We start from the raw sequence: 12,735 nt of genomic DNA, 5'->3' as shown, positions 1-12,735 counted from the left end.
AAGGAGAGAAATAATATGAGATCAATGTCGGTGTTTTTTAAGGATATGGTAGCATCCTTCAAAAAACCAAAAGTAATTATCCCAATTCTTGTCGTCATGTTCATTCCCGTATTATATAGCGGAATGTTTCTGAAGGCATTTTGGGACCCGTACGGGAAAATGGATGAAGTTCCTGTCGCGGTTGTCAATGAGGATCGCGGTGCTGAGTACGAGGGGAAATCACTCCAGGCCGGTAATGATCTGGTCGATGAGTTGAAGAAGAACGACGGATTCGGCTGGAGATTCATCTCACGCGCTGAAGCGGATGAAGGTATGAAGAACAATGATTTTTACATGACCATTGTGATTCCTGAGGATTTCTCAGAGAAGGCGACAACCTTGATGGATGATCATCCACAGCCTGCTCAGATCATTTATGAGCCGAACGAAGCTTTCAACTTCCTCGCTGCACAAATCGGCGGTACCGCAGTGAAGGAAATCAAGAGCAAAGTATCGGCCAAAGTAACAGAAGCCTACACGGAAGTGTTATTCGACCAAGTGGAGAAAATCTCCGACGGGTTTAACACAGCCGGTGAAGGTGCAACTGAGATCAACGACGGAGCCACCAAGCTGGATGAAGGCGCTCAGAAGCTGAAAGAGAACCTGGCCAAAATGGTAGACGGCTCAAGCAAGCTGAAAGACGGAATCAACCCGTTAACAGAGGGTGTCGGTGCCTTGAATAAAGGGGCCAATGATCTGAAGACAGGCGCTTCTACGCTTGCCTCTGGCTTGGATCAATTGGCAGCTGCCAATAAGCAACTGGTTGACGGTGCAGCAGCTGCAAATGAAGGTGGTACACAGCTTCATGCTGGACTTGGCGCATCACTTGAAGGCGCAAGTCAGTTGAATCAAGGATTGAAGCAATCCGAACAAGGCAGCGCCTCTCTTGTAGCTGGTCTGGAAGCTTCGGCTCAAGGCAGCGCAAAGGTAACTGAAGGCGCGAAGGCAGTCGCTCAAGGTCTTGAGCAATTGACCCAAGCAAGCCCGGAATTGGCACAGAATCCTGCAGTGAAGCAGCTCCTGGCAGCAAGCCAAGCGGTTGCGACAGGCAGTGAGCAAGTGTCTCAAGGTCAACAGCAATTGCTGAAGGGTAGCAAAGACTTGCATGGCGCTCAACAGCAACTGGTACAAGGCAGCGAGCAACTCGTCCAAGGTCAACAGCAGTTGGTCAAGGGCGCAGAACAATTGACCACTGGTCAAGGCCAACTGGTCGGCGGCTTGAAGCAATTCGGCGTGAAGCTGAATGAAGCTGCGGCGGGTGGCAAACAACTCGCAACTGGTGCTGGTGCATTGAGCGAAGGCGCTAAGCAGCTTCAAGGCGGTATGGGGCAATTGTCCAGCGGTGTAGCCACATTGGCTGACGGCTCCAAGCAATTGGACGAAGGTGCTGGGGAACTTAAAGACGGCACCAGCAAGCTGACGGAAGGAACTGGAGAGTTGGCTAGCAAGCTGACTGAAGCTGCAGATGAGACTTCATCTGTGAAGAAGACCGATGAACTCGTTAGCATGTATGCTCAACCTGTTGATATCGAGGAACAGAAGCTGAATGAAGTACCGAACTATGGTACTGGTTTCTCACCTTACTTCCTGTCCCTTGGCCTGTTCGTCGGCGCTCTGATCTCTACGCTTGTCGTTCCGCTTCGCGGATCTTCCGTAGAGGAAGCTAGCGGCTGGAATCGCTTCGTAAGTAGAGCACTTTCCTTCACAGGAATGAGCCTCTTCCAATCCTTGTTCGCCGTTCTGTTGGTTCTGTACGGTTTGAAACTGGAAGTAGCGAATGTTCCGATGTTCTATCTGTTCACCTTTGTTACTAGCCTGTGCTTCATGTTCATTATCCAGGCGCTTGTTACCTGGTTGGATAACCCAGGACGCTTCCTTGCGATCCTGCTGCTTATCTTCCAATTGACAACCTCTGCAGGAACATTCCCGCTGGAACTGCTTCCTGACTGGATGAAGCCGTTCAATCCATTTATGCCGATGACCTACAGTGTTAAAGGCTATAAAGCGATTGTATCGTCCGGTGATATGAGCGTAGCTTGGCATGAAACGCTTATCCTGGCTATCGTAGCCATCGTATTCCTGGCAATTACGCTTATGTACTTCGTCGCGCATAAAGAAGATACAGCGCCTGAAGTAAGTGCAGAAGCAAGCCTGCAAGCTTAAGCTTTACGAACTTCATAAATAATCATGAGGCCTGTCCTCCGGTACTGTTCCGGGTGACAGGTCTTTTTTTAAAATTTTATAAGTAATAGTGCAAAAGAAAGAGATTATAGTGCAAAAACACGGAAGCCGTTTTCCGTTAGAATAAACCTACGGAGCAAGCTCGGGCAAGTTACTACATGAAATAGAAAGGTTGCGCTATTATGAACCATACTGTTATACCACCCCGGCAGGGATTATATGACCCTATGTTTGAGAGAGATGCCTGTGGCATGGGCTTTGTGGCGCATATCAAAGGACTGGCGTCCCATTCTATCGTGACCCAGGCGCTGACGATGCTGACGAATATGGAGCATCGCGGCGGACAGGGCAGCGAGCCGAATTCTGGAGACGGCGCAGGTATATTAATGCAAATTCCGCATCGCTTCTTGGCACGTGAAGCAGCGCAGCTTGGAGTTCAGCTGCCAGAGCCAGGACAATATGGAGTGGGCATGCTGTTCCTGTCACAACAGTCAGATGAACGTGCTTCACAAGAGGCTGTGCTCATTCGGATCGTTGAAGAAGAAGGGCAGCGGCTTATAGGCTTCCGCGATGTTGCGACGAATGCTGAGATGCTTGGCAAGACCGCTCGTGCCGCGATGCCTTATGTAAGGCAGGTGTTCATTGGCCGCAGCTCGGAGCTGACGGAGGAGCTTGACTTTGAACGTAAATTATATGTGATCCGCCGTCGTGCGGAAGCAATGATTCGTTATACGGCGGATCGCGGCGAAGCGAGCTCATTCTATGTATGTAGTTTGTCATGTCGCAAGATCGTCTATAAAGGGATGCTGACGACGGAGCAGGTAGGCCAGTTCTACCTGGATCTTCAGGATGAAGCGATGGAATCGGCAATCGCTCTCGTCCATTCTCGTTTCAGTACGAATACATTCCCTAGCTGGGAGAGGGCGCATCCCTATCGCTTTATGATCCATAATGGTGAGATTAATACGCTGCGTGGAAATGTGAATTGGATGCATGCTCGTCAGTCATTAATCGAGAGCGAGGTGTTTGGACATGATCTGGAGAAGATCAAGCCGATTATTCAAGAGGACGGCTCTGATACAGGCATGTTCGATAATACCTTTGAATTTCTATATTTAAGCGGCCGCTCCCTTCCGCATGTGGCTATGATGATGGTTCCCGAGCCTTGGGATCAGCATGCGGAGATGGACTGGGAGCGGAGAGCCTTCTATGAATACCATAGCTCCTTGATGGAGCCTTGGGATGGGCCGGCCGCGATGGGCTTCACGGATGGGATTCAGATCGGGGCGATCCTGGATCGCAACGGTCTGAGGCCTTCACGATATTATGTGACGAAGGACGATCTGATCATATTGTCCTCAGAGGTTGGCGTACTGGATATGCCGGCAGAGCGAGTTCTGTATAAGGATCGACTGCGTCCGGGGCGCATGCTGCTGGTAGATACGAAGCAAGGGAGAATTATAGCAGACGAGGAAGTGAAGGCTTCTATCGCTAAGGAGCAGCCTTATGCGCAGTGGCTGGCAGAGTATCGGATATCGCTGCAGGAGCTGCCTGAGGCTCCGGTACCCCCGGTGATTCCGCATGAGGAGATGACCATTAGGCAAAAAGCGTTCGGGTATTCCTTTGAGGACCTTCGCAAGGTGCTGGAGCCGATGGCATTGACCGGGAACGAAGGACTGGTCTCGATGGGCTATGACGCGCCGCTGGCTGTCTTATCGGACCGGCCGCAGCGCTTGTACAATTACTTCAAGCAAATGTTCGCCCAGGTTACGAATCCGCCGATCGATGCGATCCGCGAGGAATTGGTCACTTCGACGCTGACCTTGATCGGGCCGGAGCGCGATCTGCTCCATCCGATGCCAGAGAGCTGCCAGCAGATTAAGCTGGACTCCCCGCTGCTGTCGGATGCTGATCTGGCGAAGCTGCGTCATTCGAAGCGTACGGGCTTCGAGGCGGCTACGCTTCCGATCCTGTTCCCTGCGGACCGAGGGGCGGAAGGACTAGAACAAGCGTTGGATGCCCTCTGCCTGGCAGCCGAGCGTGAGACGGACAAAGGCCAGCCGATTCTCATATTATCGGATCGCGGCATGAATGCCGAGTATGCGGCGATCCCCGCCTTGCTTGCCGTTTCCTGTCTGCATCATCATCTCATATCCCGAGGGACGCGCACGAAGGTCAGCATTGTGCTGGAGTCCGGTGAGCCTAGAGAGGTGCATCATTTTGCCTTGCTGCTTGGCTATGGCGTAAATGCAGTGAATCCATATTTGGCGCTGGCCAGCCTGCGGGATATGATCGATCAAGGTATGCTGAAGGGCATCTCTTATGATCAAGCTGCGGCGAATTATCTCAAGGCGGCAACGAAGGGTGTCGTCAAAACCTTGTCCAAAATGGGCATCTCCACGATCCAATCGTATCGGGGAGCCCAAATCTTCGAAGCGGTCGGCTTGAACCAGGAATTCGTGGATCGATACTTCACCCGGACGCCTACGCGCATCGGAGGAATTGGCCTGCTGGAGGCTGCGGCTGAGACCCTGGCGCCGCACCGTCAGGCTTATGCGGAAATCGGTGGCAGCGCCAAAGTCCTGGATTCAGGCGGTGAGTATCAATGGCGCAGCGAAGGGGAGGAGCATCTGTTCAATCCGCAGACGATCCACCTGCTGCAGCAGGCAGTCCGGACCGGCGATTACGGATTATATAAGAAATTCGCTCGACGGGTGCAAGGGGAGAACGAGCAGCATTATACGCTTCGTTCCCTGCTCTCCTTAAGGCCGGTAGGGCCGAAGCTGCCGCTTGAAAAAGTCGAATCCGCAGCTTCGATCATGCGCAGATTCAAGACCGGGGCGATGTCCTTCGGCTCGATCAGCAAAGAGGCGCATGAGACGATTGCGATTGCGATGAACCGCATCGGGGGCAAGAGCAATTCCGGTGAAGGCGGAGAGGACCTGGCTCGCTTCGAGCGGGATGCGAATGGAGATTGGCGGCGTAGTGCAATCAAGCAGGTCGCTTCCGGACGCTTCGGAGTGACCTCGAATTATCTGATCCATGCCGATGAGATCCAGATCAAGATAGCCCAGGGGGCGAAGCCTGGGGAAGGCGGGCAGCTACCGGGGAACAAGGTCTACCCGTGGGTGGCCGAGGTTCGCGGTTCTACTCCAGGCGTGGGGTTAATCTCGCCTCCGCCGCACCATGATATTTACTCGATTGAGGATCTGGCCGAGCTGATCTACGATCTGAAGAATGCCAACCGGCGCGCGCGGATCAATGTGAAGCTCGTGTCCGAGGCTGGCGTGGGCACCATCGCGGCTGGCGTGGCCAAGGGGCGGGCCGATGTCATTCTGATCAGCGGCTATGACGGCGGCACCGGGGCCTCGCCGCAGAGCTCGATCCGCCACGCGGGTCTGCCCTGGGAGCTGGGTCTGGCCGAGACGCATCAGACCCTGATGCTGAACCAGCTGCGTGATCGCGTGGTGCTGGAGACGGACGGCAAAATGCTGACCGGCCGCGATTTGGCCGTAGCCGCCTTGCTCGGGGCGGAGGAATACGGCTTCTCCACCGCGCCGCTCGTCGCTGTTGGCTGTATCATGATGCGTGTATGTCAGCTCGATACCTGCCCGGTCGGTGTAGCGACGCAGAATCCGGAGCTGCGCAAGAATTTCAGCGGCGATCCGCAGCATGTCGTGAACTTCATGACATTTATCGCCGAAGACTTGCGCGAATGGATGGCGGAGCTCGGCTTCCACAGCCTGAATGAGATGATCGGCCGCACGGATTGCCTGGATGCGAGCCAGGTCGATCATCACTGGAAGCATAAGGGTGTCGAGCTCAGCTCGCTCTTGCATATGCCGGAGGTCGCTGACGTCGCCAGCCGCTACAATACACAGGCGCAGAATCACGGCATTGAGGAAACGCTGGATGTAACCCGCCTGCTGGAGCCGGCGGCTCCTGCTCTGGAGCGGGGCGAAGCGGTGAGCATCTCCCTGCCGATCTGCAATGTGAATCGTGCGGCGGGCACCGTGCTCGGCAGTGAGGTTACCCGCCGATATGGCGCAGCCGGGCTGCCAGAGGATACGATTAAACTGCATTTCACAGGCTCGGCGGGACAGAGTCTGGGCGCATTCGTGCCACGGGGCATTACGATTACGGTAGAGGGCGATGCGAATGATTATACCGGCAAAGGACTGTCGGGCGGGAAAATTATCGTCAAGCCGCCTCTAGGTGCGACCTTTGCCGCAGAGGAGAATGTCATCATCGGCAACACTTCCTTCTACGGGGCAACCGGAGGGGAAGCCTATATTCGCGGCATCGCCGGTGAACGGTTCGCGGTTCGCAACTCTGGTGCGTATATCGTAGCAGAGGGTGTTGGCGATCACGGTTGTGAGTATATGACTGGAGGCCGGGTCGTGATCCTCGGAGAGACGGGGCGTAATTTCGCAGCCGGGATGTCTGGCGGCATCGCTTATGTCCTCGATCTGCACGGCAAGTTCAAGGCGCGCTGCAACTTGGATATGGTACTGCTGGAGCAGATGGAGTCCCTGGAGGAGATCGAGCAGCTCCGCACCTGGATCGATCGTCATGTACAATCAACGGATAGCGCTATAGGGCGCCGTGTGCTCGATAACTGGGACGAAATGCTGCCGAAATTCATCCGTGTCATCCCGAAGGATTACAAGCGGATGCTGGAGCAGATTCGCAAGGCGGAGGAGGCGGGCCTGCAAGGCGATGCCGCAATCCTGGCCGCTTTCGAAGCGAATGCGCAGGAATTGACCCGAGCTGGAACTGCCAAATAAGGGGCAAGTCGATCGGATCTATAGCAGCAGGGCAATCGTAGGGGCCTGAGTGGGGGTGTAACCAACTCAGGCCCTTTTGCGTTTATAAAATGTATGGTCAATCTGTAGTTTCGTTAGGGCTCCCAAGTGGAATATTTTATTGAAAATTGAGATTTGTGGTAGAATGAGGTAAATTCCGTGTGTACATGTTAATAAGAAGTGAATCTGGTGCACGGATGGTTAGGAGGTATGTCTTTGATGGATTTAGAGCCTGTGGTGCGAATGAAGGGGGTAAGCAAACGGATTGGCAGCAAGACGATTATCGACAATTTGACACTTGATATCCCGCCGGGGCAGGTCTATGGATTCCTGGGGCCGAACGGCGCCGGCAAGACGACGACGATCCGGATGATGGTTGGACTGATGGCGATCACTGCCGGGGATATTGAAATACAGGGTGCAAGCATTACGAAGCAATTCGAGACCGCAATCTCCCATGTGGGAGCGATTGTTGAGAACCCGGAAATGTACAAGTTCCTGAGTGGATATCAAAATTTACTGCATTATGCGCGAATGTCGCCTGGGGTATCGAAGCAGAGAATTGCGGAGGTCATCGAGCTAGTAGGCTTGCAGCAGCGGATTCATGACAAGGTGAAGACGTATTCGCTGGGCATGCGGCAGCGCCTCGGTGTGGCTCAGGCGATATTGCACCGCCCGAAGCTGCTCGTTCTGGACGAGCCGACGAATGGGCTTGACCCGCAGGGGATTCGCGAGCTGCGTAGCTACCTGCGTCAGCTGGCCGAGGAGGAAGGCACGACCATATTCGTATCGAGTCACTTATTATCGGAAATGGAGCTGATGTGCGATACGGTAGCCGTCATCCAGCAAGGACGGTTAATCGATGTCAGATCCCTTCATGATCAGGACGCCGTGGCGAATGAACAGAAGAAGACGATGTTCGAGGTCAGTGATCCCGAGCGCGCCCGGGAATTAATCGGGCAGGGTCAGATCATGGATAGCCATCTGCTGTTGGATATCGATCGCGATACCGCTGCGGCTATCAATGAGAGGCTAGTGTTGTCGGGAATCTCGGTGTACCGGATTGCGGTCGTTACGAGAACGCTGGAGGATCAATTTATCGAGCTGACAGGAGGCGGACAAATTGGGTAATTTCATGAGGCTCGTTCAGAACGAGAATATGAAAATATATCGGCGTATACGCACCTGGGTTATGTTCGGGGTCATCCTGCTTATGGTGCTGTTCTTCAGCATCCTGTTCCGCCTGGGCGGAGGCAGCTCGACGATTAGCTCCTGGGATGCGATCAGCCAGCTCTCTTTTCTGTATTATCTGGCAACGATATTCGCTGCGGTTGTAGCGGCTGATATTGTGGCCGGGGAATTTACCTGGGGCACGATCAAGCTGTTGCTGATCCGTCCATGGACGCGAACCAAGGTGCTGGCCTCGAAGCTATTGGCGCTTATCCTGTTCACCCTGCTGATTACGGTCGTGTTCTTCCTGGCTAGTTCGCTGATTTCTTTTGCCATGTATCCGGAGAATACCACCTCCTTGATGTACTCGGATGATGTTAGTCCGCTCGCTTATATGCTGGAGGATATTCTGTACCGATATATCGATCTGCTGGTGATTGCTCTATTCTCGTTCATGATCTCAGCGGTATTTCGCTCCAGCGGAATCGCTATCGGCTTATCGATGTTCATTCTGTTCACAGGCGGTATCTTCACGATGCTGTTCAATCCGGTTCGTTATCCTTGGGCCAAATATACGCTGTTCGTCAATATGGATCTAAGTCAGTATCGGGGCGGACAGGAGGGCGTAGCCGGCATGACGCTCGGCTTCTCGATCACCGTACTGCTCAGCTATGTACTGCTCTTCCTGCTTGTATCTTGGCTTGTATTCAAGAAGCGCGATGTTGCTGCATAGGCTAAAAATAAAAGTTCCCGTTTGCTATGCAGGCGGGAACTCCTTAATATCTGTTCAATTTGCATTACCCCACTTCAGGCTGCGCCGCTTTATGCGTTTTTTCCTTATTGGAGGCCGGGGCTACCACTTTGAGCTTCTCCATCGTGCTCACGCCATTAAGTAGGCCGCCTTCGAGAATAACCAGCTTGGCGACACTCACATTCCCGTCCACCTGACCGCTGCTCGTAATCGTAAGTCTGCCTTGGGTAGAAACGTCTCCGATCACGCGACCAGCCACAATGATGTTCGCTCCTCTGATATTGGACCGAGCCTCCCCGGATTCCCCGATGATGACCTGTCCTGTGCAATCAATCTCTCCATGAATAGCTCCGTCAACCCTCAGATTCGTCTCACATTGCACCTTGCCTTCGACGAGGCTGCCTTGGCCGATCAAGGTATCGGTGAGCCCGTGGGTTTTCGCATTCTTTCTGCGCATCTTAACATCCTCCGTTCATCATCCATTCCATTATTGTAAATAAGGCAAAGGGTCAATCGTCTTGCCATTCTTGACAATCTCAAAATGCAAATGAGGGCCCGTGCTGCGGCCGGTACTCCCAACCTTGCCAATCGTCTGTCCCTTCTTGATGAAGTCGCCTTCGGATACGCTGACCTTGCTCAGATGAAGATACCAGCTCTGCAGACCTCCGGGATGCTGGATGACGATGTACTTGCCATGCGAGTTATCCTGTGCAGCCGTCAGCACTTCGCCAGCGGCAGCGGCGTATACCGGATCGCCTTGCTTGGCGCCGATATCAATTCCCGCATGGAAGGAGGCGCGGCCGGAGAATGGATCGGTGCGGTAGCCGAAGTTAGAGGTGAGGCGTTTGGATAGAGTCGGCCATTCGGAAGGGGTCCCGGATAGCGAGAATTGCGTTTGCTTGGCTTTTTTGAGAGTCAGAGGGACATTCTTCTCCATCTCGTCAAGCATGGCGTTCATTTCCTGGAATTGATCTCTCGTCTGTGCAGCCAGCTGCTCGATCTCATTCTCATGAACAGCGATGAATTCTCCTCCCACCCCCACCGGATCATCGGGATGATACAGCTCGGCCTCCCCCAGGGACAGGGCGGATAAATTGCGCATCGCATCGGATTCCCCGTACTTCTCGATGAATTTCTGTAGCTGATCCTCCAGCTCGGCTACCCGTTCCATCCGGTTCATCATGCTCTGGGACTGGCTGGAGAGGGAGATGACTTCATTCTGCAATCTCTCGATTGCGGCGTTCTTGTCAGAGACGATGGCCTCGAACCTGAGATTCTGGGACTGCAGCTGATCCTCCAGTCTGGAGATGGTCTGGGTGGATTGAAGCTGCAGGCTTACAATGAGGCCAGAGATCGATAGAATGGCGATGAGCGGGACAGCGACGATCAACGGCTTCGACATCTGAACCTGCTTGGCGGGCTGCCCCGCTTCCCGAAGGACGAGCAGCGTCATCCGATTAGGATTCGGTAAGGTGGCACTTCTCATGGCATCTCCTTTCCTCTTACAATAGAAGTAGTTACTTCTGACCACGGTTGCACGTTTAATAGAGCTCATATATCTTATCTATTCCTTTATCTCTTAAATCATGTCAAAAAACTGTCTTGTCTGATATATCCCGTTCCGTTAGAGAGTGATGAGCCGATAGGCTTCAATCGGCTTCGATGCGTTTCGATGGTATGAATAAACCCCGGACAAAGTGGATAAGGCTGGAATAAAACTAATCTTAAATCCTAGGCCTTTGACTGTAAGTGCTGCAAAATAAGCTCAAGCGATTGCGGCTCGACCTCCTGCAGCAGATCGCCCTTCTGCGCCAGCCGTTCACTTATGTTCAGCAGATTGAATTCGGACGGATGCGGATTGCCTCGTACCTCTTCCCAGGTTAACGGGGTCGATACACTGGCTGCTGTCCGGGCACGTGGCGTATAGGGAGCGGCTAATGTTTTGCCACTATAATGCTGTAGATAATCGAAATAGATCTTGCCCTCGCGATCCTTCTTCAAGCGTTCAATGGTGAAGAGGTCCGGGTATTTCTCCGTGACGTAGCGGGCTACGAAATGCCCGATGGAACGGAGCTCGTCGAAGGTGACGCCGTACTTGATCGGGATGATAAGCTGGATGCCTGTAGCGCCTGAAGTCTTGGGAACGGACGAGATACCCAGGGAGGCGAGAACATCGCCGACATAGGCAGCAGCCTCCATAATTCGTGGCTCATCCTCCTGACTCGGGTCCAGATCGATCATCCATTCACAGGGCAGACTCTCTCCGACATAGTGAAGGGAGGGGTGAAATTCGATGGCAGCCAGGTTGCCAAGCCAGAGCAAGGTGGGCAGATTATCGAGCACAATATAGTGGATATCATCATGCCGGGCGGTTCTGACGAATTCAGGCAGCGGCGTGGGGGCATTTTTCTGATAGAAGAACTTGCCGTGGATTCCCCCGGGATAACGGATCGTCGTCAGCAGACGATTGTGGCAGTAGCGCAGCAGATAAGGCGATAGCTCTGCCAGCTTCTGTAGATACTGCTGCTTGGTGATCCCGGCCTCGGGCCAGAGCAGCTTGTCCGGGTTAGTGATCGTGACCTCTTCACCTTCTATTTGAATGGAGCCTTTAATCGTTCGTGCCATAGGAATACTCCTCTCTGGGGCTGCAGAATATGAAAGTCTTTGACTATCGTTACTTCCGATGAGTTTACTAATGATTAGGCTAACCTGATCCACGAAAACTATGAGTCCGCAAACTATAAGTCCGCAAACTATAAGTTCCTTAGGACAGACGGATGAAGAGTCCCTTCACTAGAAGAGGGGAGAATAGGAGAATGGCGATGAAAATAACCCCAGTGGTGCCTTTTGAACCGATCCGTGTCTTTGAATTTCCGCAGGGAGAACCGTGGATCGCGCAGGTCAAATGGGATGGTGTGCGGATGCTTGCTTATATTGAGCATGGACAGGTACGCCTGATTAATCGACGTGGAAATGAGCGGTCTCTCCAGTACCCTGAATTCATGGACCCATCAGCATATTGCCGGGCGGATTCCGCCATCCTGGACGGTGAAATGATTGCGATTGCCGGAGGCAAGCCTTCCTTCCAGGAAGTGATGAAGCGGGATAGCCTGCGCCGTCAGCAGGAGATTACCTTCGCGGTGCAGCGAATCCCAGTCGTATATATGATTTTCGATATTCTGTACTGTAATGGACAATGGGTTACGGATCAGCCTCTCGTTCAGCGTCAGCAGCTGTTGCAGGATTATGTGCTGCCGAGCAGTCTTGTACAGCTTGTCCCTAATGTGGATGATGCGAGCCGTCTGTTCTCTGTCATGAAGGAGCGCGGCTGGGAAGGGATCGTTTGCAAGCAGTTTGACAGCAGCTATGCCATTGGCGGCAAGGATGATCGTTGGCGAAAAATAAAGCTGGCTTATGATCTCTACGCCGTAATTGGCGGGGTTACGTATCGGGATGAGATGGTCAATGCTGTGCTGCTCGGCTTATATGACAGCCAGGGCAGGCTTATATATATTGGAAATGCCGGGATGGGAAAATGGAAGGGGGATGATCTGACTCGGATTACGGAGGAGGCGCGGAGATTGGCGGTGCCACAGCGTCCTTTTGCAGAGTTCCCGGGACGGGTGAAGGGAGCGGTATGGCTGAAGCCTGAGCTCACGGTCAAGCTGCAATTTGCCGAGTGGACCTCGGGCGGAACGATGCGCCAGCCGGTACTTCAGGGCTGGGCCAACGTTCCGCCCGAGGCTTGTGTCCTCACACAGCAGACTTAAATGGGATGTAGCCTGTTTT

The 12,735-nt window shown here is 53.3% G+C and carries 8 protein-coding genes; 5 read left to right on the top strand and 3 right to left on the bottom strand.

Features of this window, described 5'->3' with window-relative positions; translation table 11 throughout:
• The first annotated feature begins 15 nt into the window (after nucleotides 1-15).
• The 4 genes from BFJ94_RS12190 to BFJ94_RS12175 all read left to right on the top strand — a co-directional run bounded on the left by BFJ94_RS12190 (nucleotide 16) and on the right by BFJ94_RS12175 (nucleotide 8,928).
• Entirely contained in the window at nucleotides 16-2,202 is a 2,187-nt protein-coding gene (locus BFJ94_RS12190; protein ID WP_120462914.1) for a YhgE/Pip domain-containing protein, read from the top strand.
• Nucleotides 2,203-2,402: 200 nt separating this feature from the next.
• Nucleotides 2,403-7,007, top strand: coding sequence for a glutamate synthase large subunit (gltB, locus tag BFJ94_RS12185; protein WP_120462913.1), 4,605 nt, complete (start codon nucleotides 2,403-2,405; stop codon nucleotides 7,005-7,007).
• A 237-nt stretch (nucleotides 7,008-7,244) separates the two neighbouring features.
• Nucleotides 7,245-8,156, top strand: a complete 912-nt coding sequence (locus BFJ94_RS12180; RefSeq protein WP_120462912.1) for an ABC transporter ATP-binding protein — start codon at nucleotides 7,245-7,247, stop codon at nucleotides 8,154-8,156.
• Nucleotides 8,149-8,928 carry an ABC transporter permease gene (locus BFJ94_RS12175; protein ID WP_188831441.1) on the top strand — a complete coding sequence of 260 codons (780 nt, stop codon included), beginning with the start codon at nucleotides 8,149-8,151 and terminating at the stop codon, nucleotides 8,926-8,928. The genes BFJ94_RS12180 and BFJ94_RS12175 overlap by 8 nt, the downstream gene beginning before the upstream one ends.
• Before the next feature lie 64 nt (nucleotides 8,929-8,992).
• On the opposite strand, the gene BFJ94_RS12170 is transcribed toward BFJ94_RS12175, so the two are convergent.
• From BFJ94_RS12170 to ligD, 3 genes are all read right to left on the bottom strand, one after another.
• Entirely contained in the window at nucleotides 8,993-9,403 is a 411-nt protein-coding gene (locus BFJ94_RS12170) for a bactofilin family protein (protein WP_120462911.1), read from the bottom strand.
• A 30-nt stretch (nucleotides 9,404-9,433) separates the two neighbouring features.
• Nucleotides 9,434-10,432 carry a M23 family metallopeptidase gene (locus BFJ94_RS12165; RefSeq protein WP_120462910.1) on the bottom strand — a complete coding sequence of 333 codons (999 nt, stop codon included), beginning with the start codon at nucleotides 10,430-10,432 and terminating at the stop codon, nucleotides 9,434-9,436.
• A gap of 245 nt (nucleotides 10,433-10,677) precedes the next feature.
• Nucleotides 10,678-11,571 carry a non-homologous end-joining DNA ligase gene (ligD, locus tag BFJ94_RS12160; protein WP_120462909.1) on the bottom strand — a complete coding sequence of 298 codons (894 nt, stop codon included), beginning with the start codon at nucleotides 11,569-11,571 and terminating at the stop codon, nucleotides 10,678-10,680.
• Between the two features lie 191 nt (nucleotides 11,572-11,762).
• Between ligD and BFJ94_RS12155 the strand changes: the two genes are divergently transcribed.
• The gene (locus BFJ94_RS12155) at nucleotides 11,763-12,716 is read left to right on the top strand and encodes an ATP-dependent DNA ligase (protein ID WP_308424688.1); all 954 of its coding nucleotides are present in this window, start codon (nucleotides 11,763-11,765) and stop codon (nucleotides 12,714-12,716) included.
• Nucleotides 12,717-12,735: the final 19 nt, after the last annotated feature.

This window comes from Paenibacillus aceti, assembly GCF_003614185.1.
GTDB lineage: Bacteria > Bacillota > Bacilli > Paenibacillales > Paenibacillaceae > Fontibacillus > Fontibacillus aceti.
Note: the sequence above shows the minus strand (reverse complement) of the source record. Positions and strands in the feature narration are given on the sequence as shown.

Bases quoted from the DNA above. Each gene is read 5' to 3' on its own strand.
- BFJ94_RS12170 (WP_120462911.1), bottom strand. From the start codon at position 9,403: ATGCGCAGAAAGAATGCGAAAACCCACGGGCTCACCGATACCTTGATC.
- ligD (WP_120462909.1), bottom strand. From the start codon at position 11,571: ATGGCACGAACGATTAAAGGCTCCATTCAAATAGAAGGTGAAGAGGTC.
- BFJ94_RS12155 (WP_308424688.1), top strand. From the start codon at position 11,763: ATGGCGATGAAAATAACCCCAGTGGTGCCTTTTGAACCGATCCGTGTC.
- BFJ94_RS12180 (WP_120462912.1), top strand. From the start codon at position 7,245: ATGGATTTAGAGCCTGTGGTGCGAATGAAGGGGGTAAGCAAACGGATT.
- BFJ94_RS12190 (WP_120462914.1), top strand. From the start codon at position 16: ATGAGATCAATGTCGGTGTTTTTTAAGGATATGGTAGCATCCTTCAAA.
- gltB (WP_120462913.1), top strand. From the start codon at position 2,403: ATGAACCATACTGTTATACCACCCCGGCAGGGATTATATGACCCTATG.
- BFJ94_RS12165 (WP_120462910.1), bottom strand. From the start codon at position 10,432: ATGAGAAGTGCCACCTTACCGAATCCTAATCGGATGACGCTGCTCGTC.